Source organism: Inquilinus limosus (genome assembly GCF_051487185.1).
GTDB classification, from domain to species: Bacteria; Pseudomonadota; Alphaproteobacteria; order DSM-16000; family Inquilinaceae; genus Inquilinus; species Inquilinus limosus_F.
The window spans coordinates 23,623-41,996 of sequence record NZ_JAHVDK010000007.1 but is presented as its reverse complement, the minus strand read 5'-3'; the positions used below and the strand labels follow the sequence as shown (position 1 = coordinate 41,996).

The window sequence follows — 18,374 nt, the reverse complement described above, 5'->3', positions numbered from 1 at the left end:
GAGGTCGAAATCGCGCAGCGATTTCGGGTGAGGGGGCGACTCCGGCCCATCCGCCTATCGCGTCCGCACAGGGCAAGGGCCAGCCCTACTTCTCCTCCGGCTCGGTCGTGAACATCAGCGGATAGCCCATCCGGCGGCCGGCCTCGGTGCCGCGTGTCGCCTTCGTCTCGGCGATCTCCTTGGGATAGACGGCGACAACGCAGGCGCCGCGCCGATGCGCGGTCATCATCACCCGGTAGGCCTGGTCCTCGCTCATCCGGAACTCGCCCTTCAGGACGACGACCACGAAGTCGCGCGGCGTGTAGTCGTCGTTCAGCAGGATGACCTTGTGCAGGCGCGGCCGTTCCGTCTTGGGCCGGGTCGTGACGCGGGGCTTGGTCGTGATCTCGCTCATCGGCTGCTCCTCGGATGCGGTGCAGCAGCGGAAATGCGGCGGCAGCTTCTCACGCCCGGCGCCATGGGTCCATCCCGCGCGACCTTCCGTCCGGGCCTCGGAATCCGACACGGCATCCTCCGTTCGTATGACGACGCGGCCCACCGCCTCTGCTGGAATGGCAGCATTCCGAGGGCCCGTCGCGGCGGAGCGGCTGGACCCGATCGGTTGAACCGGGGGGCGATGACGATGCTGTCGGTCTTGACGAGAAGCACCCTGCCCTTGTCACCGGATGCGCTGGCCGCCTGCCAGCTCCGGATCCCGATCCATCGGGCGGAAGCCCCTGCGGGCCTGTCCGATTTCCACGGCACGCGGTCCTGCTTCGCCTGGCATCGTACCCCAAGCCTCCTGTCTCCGCCGGCGCTCGTGCCGGAGGTGCTGCCGTCGATGCCCAGCCATCCCGCTGCGATCATCGCGCGGCCGGTGCCGCTCCGGCCGTCGCCGCTGCCGCGGCTGCCGTCGGGAGAGCAGGGGCGGCAACCCGCCGCCGGGACCCGCCGGTCCTACACCGACGCCTCCTTCCCCTGGCGCTGCGTCTGCAAGGTGGTATCGGGTGCGCGGTCGGGATCCGGTGTGCTGATCGGGCCCCGGCACGTGCTCACCGCCAGCCATGTCCTGGATTGGGACGCGCGGATCGCCTCGGTGTTGTTTCCCCGCGGCGGCCTCGTCTTCGCGGCCGCGGCGGTGACGGATGTGATCACCTGCGACGCTGGCGATTATGCGGTGATCGTGCTCAACCAGCGCCTCGGCGACAGCCTGGGCTTCCTGGGCGCCAGGACCTATGACGGCGACTGGGACAACGAGACCGACGTCTGGTGCAACATCGCCTATGCGCCGGACGCCGCGGGAGGCACCCTGCCGGTGTTCCAGACCGGCTTCTTCCTGGACGAGGATGATCCCGGGCGGATGCAGGTCGCCGGGGCCGCCTTCGGGCCCGGCATGTCCGGCAGCCCGGTCTTCGGCTTCTGGGATGGCGGCCCCTTCGTCGTCGGCGTGGCCGGAGTCGGCGACGAAAGCCCCGCGACCGCCGTCGCCGGCGGCCCCGACCTGACCGATCTCGTGCGGGAGGCGCGGGCGCGGTTCGTCTGACCGGCGGGGGTACCGACTCGGCTGACGCGGTGTGAATGGCCCCTGCGCGCCAGCGCCGGGTTGCCCCGGCGGCGCGGACGGACCAGTATCGGGGTTTCGCCATCCCAGCCAGCGCAAGACGAGACCGACCGATGCCCGTCATCAATTCGATCGCCGCCCGCAAGGAGGAGATGACCGCCTGGCGGCGCGATCTCCACGCCCATCCCGAGCTGGCCTTCGAGGAGGTGCGGACATCGGCCCTGGTGGCGGAGAGGCTGGCCGCCTGGGGCATCGAGGTGCATCGCGGCCTGGCCAAGACCGGCGTGGTCGGGGTGCTGAAGGGGCGGACCGACAGCGGCCGCACCATCGGCCTGCGCGCCGACATGGACTGCCTGCCGATGGCCGAGGCCAACGACTTCGCCTACAAATCGACCGTGCCGGGCAAGATGCACGCCTGCGGCCATGACGGCCACACCACCATGCTGCTGGGCGCCGCGCAGTACCTGGCGGAGACCCGCAACTTCGATGGCACCGTGCATTTCATCTTCCAGCCGGCCGAAGAGAATGGCGGCGGCGGCGAGGTGATGGTCAGGGAAGGGCTGTTCGATCGCTTCCCCTGCGACGAGGTCTACGCCCTGCACAACTGGCCGCTGCTGCCGGCCGGCACGGTCGGGGTGCGGCCCGGCCCGATGATGGCGGCGGCCGACATGTTCGAGATCCGGATCCGCGGCGTCGGCGGCCATGCCGCCATCCCGCAGAGGGCCAAGGACCCGGTGGTGATCGCGGCCCAGCTGGTCGGCGCGCTGCAGACGCTCGTCAGCCGCAATGCCAACCCGATGGATGCGGCGGTGCTGTCGGTCACCCAGATCCACACCGGCAGCACCCATAACGTGATCCCGGACGAGGCCTATCTGAACGGCACGGTGCGGACCTTCCGGCCCGAGGTGCAGGAGATGATCGTCGCCGGCATCCGGCGGATCGTCGACGGCATCGCCGCCGCCTTCGACGTGTCGATCGGCCTCGACTACCAGTACGGCTACCCGGCCACGCTGAACCACGCCGATCAGGCGGAGGCCGCAGCGCTGGCGGCGACCGCGGTGGTCGGCGACGACAATGTCCGGCGCGACGTCGAGCCGTCGCTGGGCGGCGAGGATTTCGCCTATCTGCTGAACGCCCGGCCGGGCGCCTATCTCTTCCTCGGCCAGGCCGGCGGCGCCTCGGACGCGATGATCCACAACCCGCGCTACGACTTCAACGACGAGATCCTGCCGATCGGCGCCTCGCTGCTGGCGACCCTGGTTGAGACCCAGTTGAAGGCGAGCTAGCCCCGGCTGAACCCTCCTTTACGGCGCCCGGTCCGTCGGCACCGTGACGCCGTGTGCCGCCCAGGCCGCGGCGGCGCCGGGATGGAAGGGCAGGGCGCGGTTGGTCAGCGGGTCGGGGGCCGGGGCGCCGGCGAGGCCCGCGGCCTCGGTCAGCGGCCCGGCCTTGCCGACCGCGATCTCGGTGGCGCGGCGGGCTACCCCCTCGGGCAGCGCATCGGTCGCGACCAGCCAGGTCCACATGCCGGCGCTGGGCGGCAGCGGCTGCGGTGGTGCGGCCGGGGCGGGGGCCGGCGCCGCAGTCGGTGGCCCGACGGTTGGGTCGGCGGCGGCGGCCGGATCGGCCGGCGGGGCCGGGGGCGCGGGCGGCGGCAGCGGCACCGCGGCGGCGGCCACGCCCGGAATCGCCCCGGCCACCTTCGCGATCTCCGCCACGGTCAGGCCGAAGGTCACCGCCGGCTGCTCCGGCGGCAGGGCGAAGGGGGCGAGGCCGGTGACGGCGACGGCGTCGATCTTCTTGTCGGCCAGCTGTTTCGCCGCCTCGGTCAGCGGCATGCGCCGCAGCGTCGCCTCGATGCCCAGCGCCTTCAGCATCGGCTCGGTCAAGGCGTCGTCGGTGGCGACGGCCACCCGCTTGCTGGCGAGGGCGGAGGCGGTGACGATGCCGCTGCCGGCCGGGACCACGAAGCGCAGCACCGCGGCGGGCGCCACCGGCGCCAGGACGCGCAGATGATCGAACTTCAGGCCCGGCGCCATCGGGCTCTTGCCCTCCCAGGCCGCGGCGGCGACGTCCAGCGACACGAGGCCAATGGCCACCCGGCCGCTCTGCAGCAGCGCGACATTCGGCAGGGGGCCGGCGGTGATCGCCTCCGACACCGGCTGGCCGGCCTCCGCCTTCAGCCGATCGACGAAGGCGGCGCCCCAGCGGCCGAGCGGCGAGTCGACCGGGGCGGTGGCGACGATGATCTCCCGCGGCGGGGCCTGGGGGGCGGTGTCCTGGGCCCGGGCGCCAGCGGCGGCGAGGCCGAGGAGGAGGACGACGGCCGAGAGGAGGGGGGCGCGCGAAGCGGGCATCATCGATCCGGATTGGTGGTGCACCGCGAGGAGGCTAACGATCGGCCGCGCTTTCCGCCAGAAGCCAGCTGCGGAATGCGGTGATGCGGGATTCGTTTCCGGGCGCGCTGCGCCAGCGGATGACCTGGCGTCGGCTGCGCAGCTCCAGCTCCGGGCCGAAGGGGCGGATCAGCCGGCCCTCGGCCAGCGGCGCCTGGATCAACTGCTCGCGGCCGAGCGCGACCCCGACCCCGTCCAGCGCCGCTGCCAGCACCAGGGTGAAGTGGCTGAGGTGGATGCCGCTGCGCCGCGGCAGCCCGGCCACGCCCAGCCGCTCCAGCCACAGCTCCCAGCTCAGGGCCGAGCGCGGCGACGGCTCCTCATCGCATTCCTCGTGCAGCAGGGTCACCCGGGTCAGGTCGGCCGGGCGCTTCAGCAGGGGCAGCAGGGTCGGACTGCACACCGGGTAGATCCGCTCCTCGAACAGCACCGCCTCGCTATCCGGCTGCAGCGGCCGGTCCGAGTCCCGGCTCAGCACCGCGAGGTCCAGCTCATCCTCCTCCAGGTCCGGATTGCGCATCGCCATCGACAGCCGCACCTCGATCTCCGGATGCGTGGCAGCGAAGCGGCCGAGCCGCGGCACCAGCCAACCGGTGGCGAAGGCGCCCCCGGCCCCGACCCGCAGCACCCCGCCGCGGCCGCAGCGCTTGACATGGGCGACGGCTGTGCCCAGCCGCTCCAGCGCCGCCCGCACCTCCGGCGCCAGCTGCTCTCCCGCTTCAGTCAGGGCGATGCCGGGGTTCAGCCGCTTGAACAGCCGGACGCAGAGATCGGATTCGAGCGACCGGATCTGGTGGCTGACCGCGCTCTGGGTCACCGCCAGCTCGGCCGCCGCCCTGGTGAAGCTGAGGTGCCGGGCGACGCTGTCGAAGGTGCGCAGCGCCGCCAACGGCAGGTGCAGGATCACGTCACCCATTAGTCATGCTCATGCCGATGCGAAAAACCATCATTCGCCACGGCCCGTGGGGCTGCATAGGCTGCTGCCCAGCCGAGTTCATGATGATTCTGTCTCATGGATCGGCGACCCCGGCAAGCCTCGGAGCACGGCCATGGCCTTCGTCCCGATCTCCCGCCGCCCCTTCCGCCCCGGCCTGCTGCGCCGGTTGCTGACATGGCGCCCGGCTCTACGTTCGGTCGAGATGCTGCCGCAGGCGCTGCGCCGGGACGTGGGCCTGACAGAGGGGGGTCTGACCGATCGCCGCTGAGCGGTTCGCAACCCGTTCCGATTGGATTTCCGTCCGCCGGTCCCCATCATATTTGCGATGGACGCGAAACGATGACGGGATCCGACGAGAAGCTGCCCGCCGGCCAGGGCCGGTCGGAGGTGGATGCCTTCCTGCGCCGGGTGGCGGCGACGCCGGTGCGGCGTGAGGACGGGCGGCGCGGCCGGCTGATCTTCGCGCTGGACGCGACGCAGAGCCGTGAGGATACCTGGGACCGTGCCTGCCGCCTGCAGGGCGAGATGTTCGTCGAGACCGCGTCGCTCGGCGGGCTCGACCTGCAGCTCGTCTTCTACCGCGGCTTCGGCGAATGCAAGGCCAGCGCCTGGATCTCCGACGGGGCGGAGCTGGCGCGGCTGATGAGCAAGGTGCGCTGCCGGGCCGGCGAGACCCAGATCGGCCGGGTGCTGGCGCATGCCGAGGCCGAGGCCGGGCGTGGCAAGGTCGACGCCCTCGTCTTCGTCGGCGACGCCTTCGAGGAGTCGATCGACCGGGTCTGCGCCCAGGCCGGCCGGCTGGGGCTGCGCGGCGTGCCGGTCTTCCTGTTCCACGAAGGGCACGATCCGGTCGCCGCCCGCGCCTTCCGCGAAATCGCGCGCCTGACCCGCGGCGCCTACTGCCCCTTTGATTCCTCGAGCCCCGGCCAGCTCCGCGACTTGCTGGCGGCGGTCGCGGTCTATGCTGCCGGCGGTCGCGCGGCGCTGGAGGATCTCGGCCGCCGCCGCGGCGCCGCGGTCACGGCGCTGATCGGGCGGATGGGGGGGACCGGGCCGAAGCCGTGATCCAGCTCCTCATCCTGGTTCTGGCGCTCGGCATCGGGCTGCCGCTGCTCGCCCGCTGGTTCGCCACCACCGAGCCGAAGACGGTGCTGCGCGGCGCCCGCTGGGGCGGCATCGTGCTGCTGGCCGGGCTCGGGCTGTTCCTGCTCCTCACCGGCCGCCTGGCCGGGCTGCTTGCCGTGTTCGGCGCCCTGCTGCTCTGGCTACAGCGCCTGTCGCCGCTCCTGATCCAGTTCGCGCCCTGGATCCTGCGCTGGCACCGCTCACGCCGCACCGCGGCCGGGCCGAAGCCTGGCGGTGCCTCGCGGCTGAAGACGCGCAGCCTCGACATGCAGCTCGACCACGCCAGCGGCGCGATGGACGGCTATGTCCTGCGCCCGGGCCCGATCGAAGGGCGCAGCCTGGCCTCGCTGCCGCTATCGGCGCTGCTGCGCCTCCTGGCCGAGTGCCGCGCCGACGATCCCGATTCGGCGCGGGTGCTCGAGACCTATCTCGACCGCCGCTTCGGGCCCGACTGGACGAAGCAGGACGGCGCCGGCGTCCGCAAGGGGGAGATGTCGGAGGCGGAGGCTTACGCCCTGCTCGGCCTCGCCGCCGGCGCCTCGCCCGCGGCGGTGAAGGCGGCGCATCGCCGGATGATGAAGCGGCACCACCCGGACCGCGGCGGCTCGGCCGACATGGCGGCCAAGCTCAACGCCGCTCGCGACAAGTTGCTCGGGATCTGAGCCGGGAGGGTCACTCCCCCGGCGCGACTCGGGGAGCCCCCGAGGCCTCTGGCGGCGCCACCGGGGCGACGGCATGGCCGGAGACCTCGGCCCCGGCATCGGGGGCGAGGCGCAGGAACATCAGCACCGAGGACAGCGACAAGAGGCCGACCGCGGCGAAGGCCCAGGAGAAGTCGGCCGCTTGCAGCGTGGTGCTGCCATGCAGCAGCAGGGTCAGGTTCAGCAGCACCGCGCCGGTGGCCACGCCCAGGCTGGCCGAAAGCTGCTGCGCCGTGCTCGAGAAGCTGGAGGCGCGGCTCATCTTCTGCGGCGGGATGTCGGCGAAGGCCAGCGTGTTCAGGCTGGTGAACTGCAGCGACCGGAAATAGCCGCCGGCCAGCAGCAGCCCGAGGATCAGGAGGTGCGGCGTGTCCGCCCGGAACAACGAATAGCTCATCAGGAAGACCGAGCTGATCACCGCGTTCCACACCAGCACCGGGCGGAAGCCGAAATGGCGGATGATCCGGGTCGCCGTCATCTTCATGCACAGCGCTCCGGCGGCGCTGACGAAGGTCAGCAGGCCGGATTCGAACGGCGTCATGCCGAAGCCCAGCTGCAGCATCAGCGGCAGCAGGAAGGGGATGGCGCCGATGCCGATGCGGAAGATGGTGCCGCCGACCAGCGAGATGCGGAAGGTGCGGACATGCAGCAGCTTCAGGTCGATGATCGGCGCCGGCACCCGGTGGGCATGGCGGACATAGGCCCAGACCAGCAGCGCGCCGAAGGCCAGCAGGCCCAGCGTCACCGGCAGCGGCAGGATCGACCGCCCGATCGTCTCGAAGCCGAAGACCAGGCAGGCCAGCGCCGTGCCGGTCATCAACAGGCCCCAGCCGTCGAGCGGCGGCTTCTCCTCCTCGCGCACATCGTCGATGAACAGCGTGACCAGGATCACCCCGATGATCCCGATCGGAACGTTGATGAAGAAGATCAGCCGCCAGGAGCTGTAGGTGGCGATGAAGCCGCCCAGCGGCGGGCCCAGCACCGGGCCCAGCAGGGCCGGGGTGGTGAAATAGGCCATCGCCCGCACCAGCTCGGATTTCGAGACGCTGCGCAGCAGCACCAGCCGGCCGACCGGCACCATCATCGCCCCGCCGATGCCCTGGACGATGCGGGCGCCGACCAGCTCCGCCGTCGAATTGGACAGGCCGCAAAGAATGGAGCCGATGGTGAAGACGACGATCGCGACCCGGAACACGGTCTTGGCGCCGTACCGGTCGGCGATCCAGCCGCTGGCCGGGATGAACACGGCGAGGCTGAGCAGGTAGGAGGTGATGGCGAGGCTGAGATGCAGCGGGTCGGTGCCGAAGGAATGGGCGATGTTCGGCAGCGCCGTCGCGATCACCGTCGAATCGAGATTCTCCATGAACAGCGCGCAGGCGATGATCAGCGGGATCAGCACCTGGCGCGGAAGGCGCGTCGTCATGTCTCAAGGCCGCGGCGGTGCGGCCCCCTCGGGCGTTCGGAATTCCGATTTTTCACTCGTCTGACGAGTCGAAATCCTGCGCGCCAAACCGGCATTGGAGGCATGCAAGTTTCAGGCGTCAGGCCCCCATGCCCCGTCTCTCGCGAATGACGTCGGTCCCCGACTCAAAGCCGTATCGCATTCCCAATACCGTCATTGCGAGCGCAGCGAAGCAATCCAGGGGCCACAGCGAGCTGCCCTGGATTGCTTCGTCGGCTTCGCCTCCTCGCAATGATGGTGTTGAGAAGCCAGCCTTCCGGTGACCGTCAGGCCTCACCCGCATAGCGGCGGCGCAGATGCGCCTTGAACACAGCGGCGTCCAGCGGCCGGCCGGTGGCGCGGGTCAAGAGCTCGTCGGTCTCCCAGCGCGAGCCCTGCTCATGGATATTGGCGCGCAGCCAGCCGATCAGCGGCGCGAAGTCGCCGCGGCCGATCGCAGGCCCGATGTCCGGCTCGGCCCGGCAGGCGGCGTCGAAGATCTGCGCCGCGGTCATCGCGCCCAGGGTGTAAGTCGGGAAATAGCCCCAGCCGCCGCTCGGCCAGTGAATGTCCTGCAGGCAGCCCAGACGGTCGTTCGGCGGCACCACGCCCAGCAGCGCCTTCATGCCGTCGTTCCACGCGGCCGGCAGGTCCACCAAGAGCAGATCGCCGGCGATCATCGCCTTCTCCAGGCGATAGCGCAGGATGACGTGGGCGGGATAGGTCACCTCGTCGGCGTCGACCCGGATGAAGCCGCGCTCGACCCGGGTGTAGTGGCGCCACAGTGCCTCGGCCTCCCAGGCCGGGCCGGAGGCGCCGAAGGCCTCGCGCATCCTGGGCGCGGCGAAGGCGATGAACTCGCGGCTGCGGCAGGCCTGCATCTCCATCAGCAGGGACTGGCTCTCGTGCAGGCTCATGCCGCGGGCCTGGCCGACCGGCTGGTTCATCCAGGCCTGCGGCCGGCCCTGCTCGTAGAGGGCGTGGCCGGTCTCATGCAGCACGCCCATCAGGGCGCGGGTGAAGTCGGTCTCGTCGTAGCGGGTGGTGATGCGCACGTCGTTGTCGGCGCCACCGCAGAACGGATGGGTGGAGACGTCGAGCCGGCCGCGGTCGAAGTCGTAGCCCAGCACGCCCATCATGGCGATGCCCAGCGCCCGTTGCGCCTCGACCGGGAAGGGGCCCTCCGGCCGCGGCGTCGCCGGCCGGCGCGCCTGGATCGCCAGCACCTCCTCAGTGAAGCCGGGCAGGAAGGCGGCCAGGTCGTCGAACAGCGCGTCGATCCGCTCCGATCGGCCGCCGGGCTCGTAATCGTTCAGCAACGCGTCATAGGCGGGAAGGCCCAGCACCTCGCCCTTGGCCCGGCCGATCTCGCGCTGCAGCCGCAGCACCTCCTCGAGCTTCGGCAGCAGGGACGGGAAATTGGACTCGGTGCGGGCCTGGCGCCAGGCCATCTCGCAGGCCGACACCGCCTTGCTCGACGCCTCGACCAGGTCGGCTGGCACCGCGGTCTGCACCGTCCACAGCCGCCGGATCTCGCGCAGATTGGCGCGTTCCCATTCGCCCAGGCTGTTGTCGGCCTCGGCCTCTGGCAGCCAGTCCGACAGGCGGGGATCGGTCAGCATGCCGTGGCGCAGAACATGCAGCAGCGCCAGGCTTTCGGCCCGGGTCCCGGCAGCCCCCGTCGGCATCATCGTGGCATTGTCCCAGTCCAGGATGCCGATGGCGTTGGACAGCGCGGCGATGCGGCCAAAATGGGCGGTGATCTCGGCATAGGCGGTCATGCTTCGGGTCCTTTCCCGGCGGCGCGGCCGCGCCGCAGATGGTGCAGCAGGTAGATCGCGACCAGGATGGCGGCGAAGCCGAACCAGGTGATCGCATATTGCAGATGGTCGTTCGGCAGGTCGACCTTGGTCTGGCCGCCCAGCGGGTATCGACTGCGGTCCGGGCCGGCCGCCTGCTCCACGACCACCGGCGCCACCCGGTCCAGCCCGGCCGCGGCGGCCATGGCCTTCGGGTCGATCCAGAACCACTCGTTGGTCGCCGGGCTGTTGTCGGGCTGCATCCAGCCCTGCGGCAGGGGACGGCGGGCCACGCCCTCGACCGTCACGGTGCCTGCGGGCGGCGGGTCGAAGGCGGCGGGCTTGCCGTCGGGGCCGAGCGGCACCCAGCCGCGATTGACCAGCACCGCCGGCCCGTCGTCGTCGCGGATCAGCGGCGCGACCACCTGGATCCCGGCCGCACCGTCATGCACGCGGGCCAGCAGCCGGAAGGCGTGGGCAGCGTCGAAGCGGCCGGTGACGGTGACGTGGCGGTAGTCGAAGCCGGGATCGATCTCGGCCGGCAGCGGTGCCGGAGGCGCGGCCAGCCCGTGCTCGATCCGGTTGATGAGATCGGCCTTCCAGACACGCCGCTCGAGCTGCCAGACGCCGAGGCCGAGCAGCAGGACGAGGGCGGGGATCAGGAAAACGGTCGGCCAGAACTCCGGCCGGAAACGCCGCACCATCAACTCACGTGCCGGTGCTGCGGTGCCGGTACTGCAGCGCCACGACATAGGCCTTGGCGGGGCGGATCAGGATGGCGGTGAGCAGGATGATCAGGACGCCGCCGATCGTGATCGGGGCCCAGTCGGGCAAGTCGTAGGCGATGCCGAGCCAGAGCGCGAACGGCACCACGGTGAAGCCGAGAATGAAGATCAGGAAGACGGCGGGGCCGTCCCCCGAATCGACCTCCGAGAGGTCGAGGTCGCAGACCGGGCAGCGCTCGGCGACCGTCAGGAAGCCCTTGAACAGGGCACCCTGGCCGCAGCGCGGGCATTTGCAGCCCAGCGCCGCGGTCAGGGGAGAGACGGGGCCGTAGGGCACCGAGGTCAGTGCGCCGCGGCTGCGGCGCCGCTGCCGCCCCACCAGTAAATAGCGATGAACAGGAACAGCCAGACCGCGTCGACGAAGTGCCAGTACCAGGCCGCGGCCTCGAAACCGAAATGGCTGTCCTTGGTGAAGTCGCCACGCGCGGTGCGGAACCAGCACACCGCCAGGAAGATGGTGCCGACCAGCACGTGGAAGCCGTGGAAGCCGGTCGCCATGTAGAAGGTCGAGGAGAAGATGCCGTCGCGGAAGCCGAACTCCGCGTGGGTGTATTCGTAGAGCTGGATGCAGGTGAAGATGATGCCGAGGAGCACGGTGACGCCGAGCGCCTTCGACGCCTCCTTCATGTTGCCTTCGACGATCTCGTGATGCGCCCAGGTGACGGTGCAGCCCGACAGCAGCAGCACCAGGGTCATCAGCAGCGGGAAATGGAAGGCGTCGACCGGGATGATGCCCTTGGGCGGCCAGATGCCCCCGGTCGCCTCGACCCGCGCGTATTGCGCCGCCTCGTTGACGAACAGACTGGAGTCGAAATACGCCCAGAAGAAAGCGACGAAGAACATCACCTCCGAGGCGATGAACAGCATCATGCCGTAGCGCAGGCCGAGCTTCACCACCGGGGTGTGCAGCTTGCGGAAGGTGGCTTCCTTGATGACGTCGCGCCACCAGCCGAACATCACCCCCAGCACGCCGAGGAAGCCGATGATCAGCAGCGCCGGCCCCTCGTCATGCATGAACAGGACGCCGCCGATCGCCATGACGCCGGCCGCGAGCGAGCCGAGCAGCGGCCACGGGCTGGGGTCGACCAGATGATAGGGATGCGGAACCGTGTTCAGTTCGTAGCTCGTCTCGTGCCGGTCGGCATGGACGTCGGTGCTGCTCATCCTCGTGCCCCTCTCGGTCTCTTTTCCGATGTTCGTTTCGGTGTTCCGTCCCATCGCTCCGGCTCCCGGCGCGCCGTCAGCTGTCGTTCTTGGCCGCACGATAGTAGGCGGCGACTGCATTCTCCAGCGCCTTCGAGCGCTGGGCATAGAAGGTGTAGGACAGGGTGATGGTGCGCACGTCCTGCAGGTTCGGCTGCGCGTCCATCGCCGCGTCGACGTAGAAATAGACCGGAAACTCCACCGTCTCGCCCGGCTGGATGATCTGTTCGGTGAAGCAGAAGCACTGCACCTTGGAGAAGTAGAGCCCGACCTTGTCCGGCGTGACGTTGTAGACCGCCTGGCCGGCGGTCGGCTCCTTGGCGTTGTTGGTGGCCTGGAAGTAGATCAGCGCCGGCTCGCCGAGACGGACCTCGACCTCGGTCTGCTCGGCCTTGAAGGTCCAGGGCAGGCCGGAATCGGTGTTGGCGACGAAGCGCACCCGCACCGTGCGGTCGAGCACCTGGCCGGAGACCGATTCGGCGACCTGGGTGGTGCCGCCATAGCCGGTGACCTGGCAGAACAGCCGGTAGAGAGGCACCGAGGCGAAGGCCAGCACGCCCATCGAGAAGGCAACGCCGCAGAGCCCGGTCAGAATCAGGCGGTTGCGGCGCCGGATCTTCGGATCCATCCCGGCCGGGCCGCTCATCTCAGCCCCCCTTCATCTTGACGATGGTGATCACGTAGATCAGCACGATCCAGGCCAGGAGGCCGAGGGCGAGCGCGATGTTGCGGCCCCGCAGGCGGCGCCGGGCGTCGGGCGCCGGGGCGTTGATCGGGATCGGCTTGGAACGGTCGGCCATCTCAGACATGAATGTGGTCGATGATCAGAAGGCCGAAGATCGCGAACAGGTAAAAGATCGAATAGCCGAACATCTGCTTGGCGGCACGGTGGTTCGTGGTCGCACCGTCCTCGCGCAGCACCCGCACGGCGCAGAGGATGAACAGCGCGCCGAGCAGCGCGGCGCCGACGCCGTAGGTCAGCCCGGCGGTGCCGAGCAGCCAGGGCCCGAGGCCGAGCGGGAACAGGGCCAGAGTGTAGGCCAGCATCTGGCGCTTGGTCTCGCGCGCGCCGGACACCACCGGCAGCATCGGCACCCCGGCCTTGGCGTATTCGTCGCTGCGGAACAGCGCCAAGGCCCAGAAATGCGGCGGGGTCCACATGAAGATCAGGGCGAACAGCAGCATCGACGGCACGCTGACATCGCCGGTCACGGCGGCCCAGCCGATCATCGGCGGGAACGAGCCGGCGGCGCCGCCGATCACGATGTTCTGCGGCGTCCGCCGCTTCAGCCAGATGGTGTAGACGAAGACGTAGAAGGCCGAGGCCGCGGCCAACACCCCGGCGGCGACCCAGTTGACCGCCAACCCCATCAGCAGCACCGCGGCGACCGACAGGAACACGCCGAAGGCCAGCGCCTCGGACGGCGCGATGCGGCCGCGCACGATCGGCCGGCCGCAGGTCCGGCTCATCACCGCATCGATGTCGCGGTCGTACCACATGTTGATGGCCCCGGCCGCGCCGGCGCCGACGGCGATGCACAGCACCGCGGTCGCCGCCAGGACCGGATGCAGGTGGCCCGGCGCCGCGATCAGCCCGGCGATGCCGGTGAAGACGACGAGCGTCATCACCCGCGGCTTCAAGAGCGCGAGATAGTCCTGCCAGGTGGCGCCGCCTTCGGCATCCGCCGCGGCGGTTCGGGCTGTCCGGTCCAGGGTCACGTCCGACATCATAAACCTCAAGCGGACCGGGCCGCACGGGGGATCCGCGCGGCCCGGCCCGGTTCTCCTCTATCGGCCTCGGGTCATTTGATCCGGGGCAGGTGCTCGAACTGGTGGAAGGGCGGCGGCGACGGCAGCGTCCACTCCAGCGTGGTGGCGCCCTCGCCCCAGTAATTGCCTTCCACCTTGCGGCCATACCTGACCGTGTAGATCGCGATGCCGACGAACAGGAAGGCGGCCGCGACCGAGATATAGGCGCCGAAGGACGACACCATGTTCCAGCCGTGGAACGCGTCCGGATAGTCCGGCTGGCGCCGCGGCATTCCGGCCAGCCCCAGAAAGTGCTGCGGGAAGAAGGTCAGGTTGACGCCGATGAAGGTCATCCAGAAATGGATCTTGCCCCAGGTCTCCGGGTACTGCCGGCCCGACATCTTGCCGATCCAGTAGTAGAAGCCGCCGAAGATCGAGAACACGGCGCCCAGCGACAGCACGTAGTGGAAATGCGCGATCACGTAGTAGGTGTCGTGCAGGGCGACGTCGATGCCGGCGTTGGCCAGCACCACGCCGGTGACGCCGCCGATGGTGAACAGGAAGATGAAGCCGATCGCCCACAGCATCGGCGTCTTGAATTCGATCGACCCGCCCCACATCGTCGCGATCCAGGAGAAGATCTTGATGCCGGTCGGCACCGCGATGATCAGGGTCGCGGCGGTGAAGTAGGCGCGGGTGTCGACGTCGATGCCGGTGGTGAACATGTGGTGCGCCCACACGACGAAGCCGACGACGCCGATCGCGACCATGGCGTAGGCCATGCCGAGATAGCCGAACACCGGCTTCTTCGAGAAGGTCGACACGATGTGGCTGATCATGCCGAAGCCCGGCAGGATCATGATGTAGACCTCGGGGTGCCCGAAGAACCAGAACAGGTGCTGGAACAGCAGCGGGTCGCCGCCGCCCTCGGGCTTGAAGAAGCTGGTGCCGAAGTTGCGGTCGGTCAGCAGCATGGTGATGGCGCCGCCCAGCACCGGCACGGCCAGCAGCAGCAGGAAGGCGGTCACCAGCATCGCCCAGACGAACAGCGGCATCTTGTGCAGCGTCATGCCCGGGGCGCGCATGTTGAAGATGGTGGTGATGAAGTTCACCGCGCCGAGGATCGAGGATGCGCCGGCGAGGTGCAGCGAGAAGATCGCCATGTCGACCGACATGCCGGGCTGCCCGGCCTCGGACAGCGGCGGGTAGATGGTCCAGCCGGTGCCGGCGCCCTGGCCGACGAAGGCCGAGCCGATCAGCAGCGCGAAGGACGGCACCAGCAGCCAGAACGAGATGTTGTTCAGCCGCGGGAAGGCCATGTCCGGCGCGCCGATCATGATCGGCACGAACCAGTTGCCGAAGCCGCCGATCATCGCCGGCATGACCGTGAAGAAGACCATGGTCAGGCCGTGGGCGGTGACGAAGACGTTCCACTCCTGCCCGTCGGACAGGAACTGCATCCCCGGATTCTGCAGCTCGAGCCGCATGAGCAGCGAGAACACGCCGCCGACCAGACCCGCGACGATCGCGAAGATCAGGTACAGCGTGCCGATGTCCTTGTGGTTGGTCGAGAACAGCCAGCGCTTGATGAAGCCGGGCTTGTGATGGTGGTCGTCGTGACCATGTGCGTGCGCTTCGGCGTGAGCCATCGTGTCAACCTCTCCCCCGTCCGGGGCCTTGCCTGTCGGGGCCGCCGGCCCCGAATGGGATCACTCCCCGATTGGGATCACTGGCCGGCCTGGGCCAGCTTGGTGCGCGCCTGCGCCTCGTCCCAGGTCATGGTCAGAAGCTTCGGCTTCTCGGCCGGGTTGGGCCCGACCTTCTCGATGACCCATTTGTCGAAATCCTCGCGGCTGACCGCGTGCACCTCGATCGGCATGAAGGCGTGGTCGGTGCCGCAGAGCTGCGAGCACTGGCCGTAATAGACGCCCGGCTTGTCGATTCGGACCCAGGTCTCGTTCATCCGGCCCGGGACCGCATCCTTCTTCAGACCGAAGGCAGGGACGGCCCAGGAGTGGATGACGTCACCCGCGGTGGTCAGGATCTGGATGTCGGTGTCGACCGGCAACACCACCGGGTTGTCGACCGACAGCATCCGCACCTGGCCCGGCTGCAGATCCGCGTCCTTCACCATGTAGCTGGTGTATTCGGCGATCTTCTGGTCCGGGTACTCATAGCCCCAGTACCATTGGTAGCCATGCGCGATCAGCGTCATCTCCGGATTCGGCGTCCGGTCGCTGGCGTAGAGCAGCCGGAACGACGGTGCCGCGATGACCAGCAGGATCAGGACCGGCGCGACCGTCCAGATCACCTCGATCAGGGTATTGTGCGCGGTCTTCGATGGCACCGGATTGCGGTTGGCGTTGAAGCGCCACATCACATAGACCAGCAGCCCCAGCACGAACAGGCTGAGGGCGACGATGATGACCAGGAGCAGGTCGTGGAAACTCGCCATCTGCTCCTTGATCGGCGACGCTGCCTCTTGGAATCCGAGCTGCCAGTTCCGCGGAGGGCCGTCTGCGAAGGCCGCGCCCGTGCCCAGAAGAAGCAGGACCGACGCGCCTGCCGTTAATCCACGCAGTCTGCCCGATCGCATGCCTTGCCGCTCTTTCGTTATCGTTGACGTTCCCACCCATGGCCCCGCGTCGGCGGCTGCCGGCGCTCGGTTCCGTTCGGCCTTATACCGGCGGAACCGCGAGGGTTGAAGCCCTCACAGCGTCGAATGCCACACGAAGCCGGGCCAATCCTGGCCATGGCGAAAATACAGGGCGTTCCTGGGGCCAACAACAGGCCGTGCTGCCGCGCCCATCACGCAAATGGTCGCATCCGCGCGGCAGCCGATTCGGCGCCTGCGGCCGATCGGGGCTGGCCCCTGCCGGCCGGGCACATTATCTCAGGAGTCCAGATCCGCTGACCGGAATCCCCGCCATGAGCGTCCTCGACCAGACCGACGACCTGTTCTTCACCCGGGCCGGGCTCGACCGCACCCGGCTCGAGCGGCTGGTCGGCGACGCCCTGCACGGCGCCGACGACGGCGAGCTGTTCCTCGAATACGTCCAGTCCGAGGGGCTGAGCTGGGACGACGGCAAGCTGAAGAGCGCCAGCTTCGACACCAGCCAGGGATTCGGCCTGCGGGCGGTGGCCGGCGAGACCACCGGCTACAGCCACGCCTCGACCCTCAGCGAGGAGGCGGTCAAGCGGGCCGCGGAGACGGTGCGCGCGATCCGCGCCGGCCATGGCGGCAGCCTGGCCGAGCCGCCGCAAGGCACCAACCGGCAGCTCTACACCGACGCCAATCCGCTCTCGGCCGTGCCGTTCGAGGCCAAGGTCAAGGTCCTGGCCGAGATCGACGCCTATGCCCGGGCGAAGGACCCGCGGGTGCGCCAGGTCAGCGCCTCGATCAGCGGCCATTGGCAGGCGGTGCGGATCATCCGCGCCGACGGCCGTCACGCCGCCGACATCCGGCCGCTGGTGCGGGTCAACGTCTCGGTCGTGGTCGGCGACGGCGACCGGATGGAGAGCGGCAGCCACGGCGCCGGCGGCCGCACCGGCTACGACTTCTACCTCGAGCCGGCGCAGTGGCAGGCGGCGGTGGACGAGGCGCTGCGCCAGGCCCTGGTCCGGCTCGACGCGGTCGAGGCGCCGGCCGGCGAGATGACCGTGGTGCTCGGCCCCGGCTGGCCCGGCATCCTGCTGCACGAGGCGATCGGCCACGGGCTTGAGGGGGACTTCAACCGCAAAAGGACCTCCGCCTTCTCCGGCCTGATGGGCCAGCGTGTGGCGGCGCCAGGCGTCACCGTGGTCGACGACGGCACCCTGCCGGACCGGCGCGGCAGCCTGACAGTCGACGACGAGGGCACGCCGACGCGCAGCACCACGCTGATCGAGGACGGCATCCTGGTCGGCTACATGCAGGACCGGATGAACGCCCGGCTGATGGGCATGACGCCGACCGGCAACGGCCGGCGGCAGAGCCACGCCCATCACCCGATGCCGCGGATGACCAACACCATCATGCTCGGCGGCGACACTTCGCCGGCGGAGATCCTGGCCTCGGTCAAGCGCGGCCTCTACGCCGTCAATTTCGGCGGCGGCCAGGTCGACATCACCAACGGCAAGTTCGTGTTCTCCGCCTCCGAGGCCTATCTGATCGAGGACGGCAAGATCGGCCCGGCGGTGAAGGGCGCGACCCTGATCGGCAACGGCCCGGACGCGCTGACCAAGGTGGCGATGGTCGGCGACGACATGGCGCTTGACCCCGGCATCGGCACCTGCGGCAAGGAGGGCCAGGGCGTGCCGGTCGGCGTCGGCCAGCCGACGCTCCGGATCGACGGGCTGACGGTGGGCGGCACCCGCGCATGATCGCCGTGATCTTCGAGGTCGAGCCGGCGGAGGGCCGGTTCGACGATTATCTCGACCACGCCGCACGCTTGCGGCCGATTTTGGAGCAGATGCCCGGCTTCATCTCGGTCGAGCGATTCCGCAGCCTGACCAACCCGGACAAGCTGCTGTCGCTGTCCTTCTGGGAGGACGAGGATGCGGTGGCGCGCTGGCGCAACCGGGCCGAGCACCGGATCGCCCAGGCCGCCGGCCGGGCCGGCATCTTCCAGGGCTACCGCCTGCGCATCGCCGCGGTGCTGCGCGATTACGACATGGTCGGGCGGCGCGAGCAGGCGCCGGCGGATTCGCCGTTCTAGC

20 protein-coding genes are annotated in these 18,374 nt (G+C 69.6%); 7 read left to right on the top strand and 13 right to left on the bottom strand.

The genetic code is table 11. The annotated features are described in order from the left end of the window. Nucleotides 1-85: 85 nt before the first annotated feature. A complete protein-coding gene (gene clpS, locus KXR53_RS09700) occupies nucleotides 86-394 on the bottom strand; it encodes an ATP-dependent Clp protease adapter ClpS (RefSeq protein ID WP_437374920.1) in 309 nt (102 codons plus the stop codon). A gap of 240 nt (nucleotides 395-634) precedes the next feature. Between clpS and KXR53_RS09695 the strand changes: the two genes are divergently transcribed. Next, the gene (locus KXR53_RS09695; protein WP_437374919.1) at nucleotides 635-1,522 is read left to right on the top strand and encodes a trypsin-like serine peptidase; all 888 of its coding nucleotides are present in this window, start codon (nucleotides 635-637) and stop codon (nucleotides 1,520-1,522) included. A gap of 131 nt (nucleotides 1,523-1,653) precedes the next feature. Next, nucleotides 1,654-2,826: a M20 aminoacylase family protein gene (locus tag KXR53_RS09690; protein ID WP_437374918.1), complete on the top strand. Its 1,173-nt coding sequence runs from the start codon at nucleotides 1,654-1,656 to the stop codon at nucleotides 2,824-2,826. Nucleotides 2,827-2,844: 18 nt separating this feature from the next. Here KXR53_RS09690 and KXR53_RS09685 read toward each other — a convergent pair whose 3' ends face one another. Next, on the bottom strand, nucleotides 2,845-3,897 hold the full coding sequence (locus tag KXR53_RS09685) for a TAXI family TRAP transporter solute-binding subunit (protein ID WP_437374917.1): 1,053 nt from the start codon (nucleotides 3,895-3,897) through the stop codon (nucleotides 2,845-2,847). A gap of 34 nt (nucleotides 3,898-3,931) precedes the next feature. Next, entirely contained in the window at nucleotides 3,932-4,852 is a 921-nt protein-coding gene (locus tag KXR53_RS09680; RefSeq protein WP_437374916.1) for a LysR substrate-binding domain-containing protein, read from the bottom strand. 133 nt (nucleotides 4,853-4,985) lie between these two features. Here KXR53_RS09680 and KXR53_RS09675 point away from each other — a divergent pair, with 133 nt between their 5' ends. From KXR53_RS09675 to KXR53_RS09665, 3 genes are all read left to right on the top strand, one after another. Further along, complete coding sequence (locus tag KXR53_RS09675) at nucleotides 4,986-5,141, top strand: hypothetical protein (protein WP_437374915.1); 156 nt, start codon at nucleotides 4,986-4,988, stop codon at nucleotides 5,139-5,141. A 71-nt stretch (nucleotides 5,142-5,212) separates the two neighbouring features. Further along, on the top strand, nucleotides 5,213-5,938 hold the full coding sequence (locus KXR53_RS09670) for a VWA domain-containing protein (RefSeq protein ID WP_437374914.1): 726 nt from the start codon (nucleotides 5,213-5,215) through the stop codon (nucleotides 5,936-5,938). Then, the gene (locus tag KXR53_RS09665; RefSeq protein WP_437374913.1) at nucleotides 5,935-6,660 is read left to right on the top strand and encodes a hypothetical protein; all 726 of its coding nucleotides are present in this window, start codon (nucleotides 5,935-5,937) and stop codon (nucleotides 6,658-6,660) included. The genes KXR53_RS09670 and KXR53_RS09665 overlap by 4 nt, the downstream gene beginning before the upstream one ends. 10 nt (nucleotides 6,661-6,670) lie before the next feature. On the opposite strand, the gene KXR53_RS09660 is transcribed toward KXR53_RS09665, so the two are convergent. The 10 genes from KXR53_RS09660 to coxB form a co-directional block, all read right to left on the bottom strand. Continuing rightward, on the bottom strand, nucleotides 6,671-8,122 hold the full coding sequence (locus KXR53_RS09660) for a DHA2 family efflux MFS transporter permease subunit (protein ID WP_437374912.1): 1,452 nt from the start codon (nucleotides 8,120-8,122) through the stop codon (nucleotides 6,671-6,673). A 305-nt stretch (nucleotides 8,123-8,427) separates the two neighbouring features. After that, nucleotides 8,428-9,921, bottom strand: a complete 1,494-nt coding sequence (locus KXR53_RS09655; protein ID WP_437374911.1) for a carboxypeptidase M32 — start codon at nucleotides 9,919-9,921, stop codon at nucleotides 8,428-8,430. Continuing rightward, nucleotides 9,918-10,643 carry an SURF1 family protein gene (locus KXR53_RS09650; RefSeq protein ID WP_437374910.1) on the bottom strand — a complete coding sequence of 242 codons (726 nt, stop codon included), beginning with the start codon at nucleotides 10,641-10,643 and terminating at the stop codon, nucleotides 9,918-9,920. Before KXR53_RS09650 ends, KXR53_RS09655 begins: the two co-directional genes overlap by 4 nt. A 4-nt stretch (nucleotides 10,644-10,647) precedes the next feature. Next, nucleotides 10,648-11,001 carry a DUF983 domain-containing protein gene (locus KXR53_RS09645; protein ID WP_437374909.1) on the bottom strand — a complete coding sequence of 118 codons (354 nt, stop codon included), beginning with the start codon at nucleotides 10,999-11,001 and terminating at the stop codon, nucleotides 10,648-10,650. Between the two features lie 5 nt (nucleotides 11,002-11,006). Continuing rightward, nucleotides 11,007-11,888 carry a cytochrome c oxidase subunit 3 gene (locus KXR53_RS09640; RefSeq protein ID WP_437374908.1) on the bottom strand — a complete coding sequence of 294 codons (882 nt, stop codon included), beginning with the start codon at nucleotides 11,886-11,888 and terminating at the stop codon, nucleotides 11,007-11,009. Nucleotides 11,889-11,964: 76 nt separating this feature from the next. After that, complete coding sequence (locus KXR53_RS09635) at nucleotides 11,965-12,573, bottom strand: cytochrome c oxidase assembly protein (protein ID WP_437374907.1); 609 nt, start codon at nucleotides 12,571-12,573, stop codon at nucleotides 11,965-11,967. Between the two features lies 1 nt (nucleotide 12,574). Further along, on the bottom strand, nucleotides 12,575-12,727 hold the full coding sequence (locus KXR53_RS09630) for a hypothetical protein (RefSeq protein WP_437374906.1): 153 nt from the start codon (nucleotides 12,725-12,727) through the stop codon (nucleotides 12,575-12,577). Between the two features lies 1 nt (nucleotide 12,728). Then, a complete protein-coding gene (locus KXR53_RS09625) occupies nucleotides 12,729-13,655 on the bottom strand; it encodes a heme o synthase (protein ID WP_437374905.1) in 927 nt (308 codons plus the stop codon). Between the two features lie 74 nt (nucleotides 13,656-13,729). After that, nucleotides 13,730-15,325 (bottom strand): cytochrome c oxidase subunit I, encoded by a 1,596-nt coding sequence (gene ctaD, locus KXR53_RS09620; RefSeq protein ID WP_437374904.1) that lies wholly within the window; start codon nucleotides 15,323-15,325, stop codon nucleotides 13,730-13,732. A gap of 77 nt (nucleotides 15,326-15,402) precedes the next feature. Further along, the gene (coxB, locus tag KXR53_RS09615; protein ID WP_437374903.1) at nucleotides 15,403-16,272 is read right to left on the bottom strand and encodes a cytochrome c oxidase subunit II; all 870 of its coding nucleotides are present in this window, start codon (nucleotides 16,270-16,272) and stop codon (nucleotides 15,403-15,405) included. Between the two features lie 332 nt (nucleotides 16,273-16,604). On the opposite strand from coxB, the gene tldD reads away from it, so the two are divergent. Together tldD and KXR53_RS09605 are read left to right on the top strand one after the other, a co-directional pair. Next, nucleotides 16,605-18,038, top strand: a complete 1,434-nt coding sequence (gene tldD, locus KXR53_RS09610; protein ID WP_437374902.1) for a metalloprotease TldD — start codon at nucleotides 16,605-16,607, stop codon at nucleotides 18,036-18,038. After that, the gene (locus KXR53_RS09605) at nucleotides 18,035-18,373 is read left to right on the top strand and encodes an antibiotic biosynthesis monooxygenase family protein (RefSeq protein WP_437374901.1); all 339 of its coding nucleotides are present in this window, start codon (nucleotides 18,035-18,037) and stop codon (nucleotides 18,371-18,373) included. Before tldD ends, KXR53_RS09605 begins: the two co-directional genes overlap by 4 nt. The last annotated feature ends 1 nt before the right edge of the window (nucleotide 18,374 follow it).

Excerpts from the sequence above, each read along its gene's own strand:
- KXR53_RS09680 (WP_437374916.1), bottom strand. The coding sequence starts at position 4,852 with ATGGGTGACGTGATCCTGCACCTGCCGTTGGCGGCGCTGCGCACCTTC.
- KXR53_RS09685 (WP_437374917.1), bottom strand. The coding sequence starts at position 3,897 with ATGCCCGCTTCGCGCGCCCCCCTCCTCTCGGCCGTCGTCCTCCTCCTC.
- KXR53_RS09635 (WP_437374907.1), bottom strand. The coding sequence starts at position 12,573 with ATGAGCGGCCCGGCCGGGATGGATCCGAAGATCCGGCGCCGCAACCGC.
- KXR53_RS09670 (WP_437374914.1), top strand. The coding sequence starts at position 5,213 with ATGACGGGATCCGACGAGAAGCTGCCCGCCGGCCAGGGCCGGTCGGAG.
- KXR53_RS09605 (WP_437374901.1), top strand. The coding sequence starts at position 18,035 with ATGATCGCCGTGATCTTCGAGGTCGAGCCGGCGGAGGGCCGGTTCGAC.
- KXR53_RS09650 (WP_437374910.1), bottom strand. The coding sequence starts at position 10,643 with ATGGTGCGGCGTTTCCGGCCGGAGTTCTGGCCGACCGTTTTCCTGATC.
- KXR53_RS09630 (WP_437374906.1), bottom strand. The coding sequence starts at position 12,727 with ATGGCCGACCGTTCCAAGCCGATCCCGATCAACGCCCCGGCGCCCGAC.
- KXR53_RS09675 (WP_437374915.1), top strand. The coding sequence starts at position 4,986 with ATGGCCTTCGTCCCGATCTCCCGCCGCCCCTTCCGCCCCGGCCTGCTG.
- coxB (WP_437374903.1), bottom strand. The coding sequence starts at position 16,272 with ATGCGATCGGGCAGACTGCGTGGATTAACGGCAGGCGCGTCGGTCCTG.
- KXR53_RS09640 (WP_437374908.1), bottom strand. The coding sequence starts at position 11,888 with ATGAGCAGCACCGACGTCCATGCCGACCGGCACGAGACGAGCTACGAA.
- tldD (WP_437374902.1), top strand. The coding sequence starts at position 16,605 with ATGAGCGTCCTCGACCAGACCGACGACCTGTTCTTCACCCGGGCCGGG.
- clpS (WP_437374920.1), bottom strand. The coding sequence starts at position 394 with ATGAGCGAGATCACGACCAAGCCCCGCGTCACGACCCGGCCCAAGACG.
- KXR53_RS09660 (WP_437374912.1), bottom strand. The coding sequence starts at position 8,122 with ATGACGACGCGCCTTCCGCGCCAGGTGCTGATCCCGCTGATCATCGCC.
- KXR53_RS09655 (WP_437374911.1), bottom strand. The coding sequence starts at position 9,921 with ATGACCGCCTATGCCGAGATCACCGCCCATTTTGGCCGCATCGCCGCG.
- ctaD (WP_437374904.1), bottom strand. The coding sequence starts at position 15,325 with ATGGCTCACGCCGAAGCGCACGCACATGGTCACGACGACCACCATCAC.
- KXR53_RS09690 (WP_437374918.1), top strand. The coding sequence starts at position 1,654 with ATGCCCGTCATCAATTCGATCGCCGCCCGCAAGGAGGAGATGACCGCC.
- KXR53_RS09625 (WP_437374905.1), bottom strand. The coding sequence starts at position 13,655 with ATGTCGGACGTGACCCTGGACCGGACAGCCCGAACCGCCGCGGCGGAT.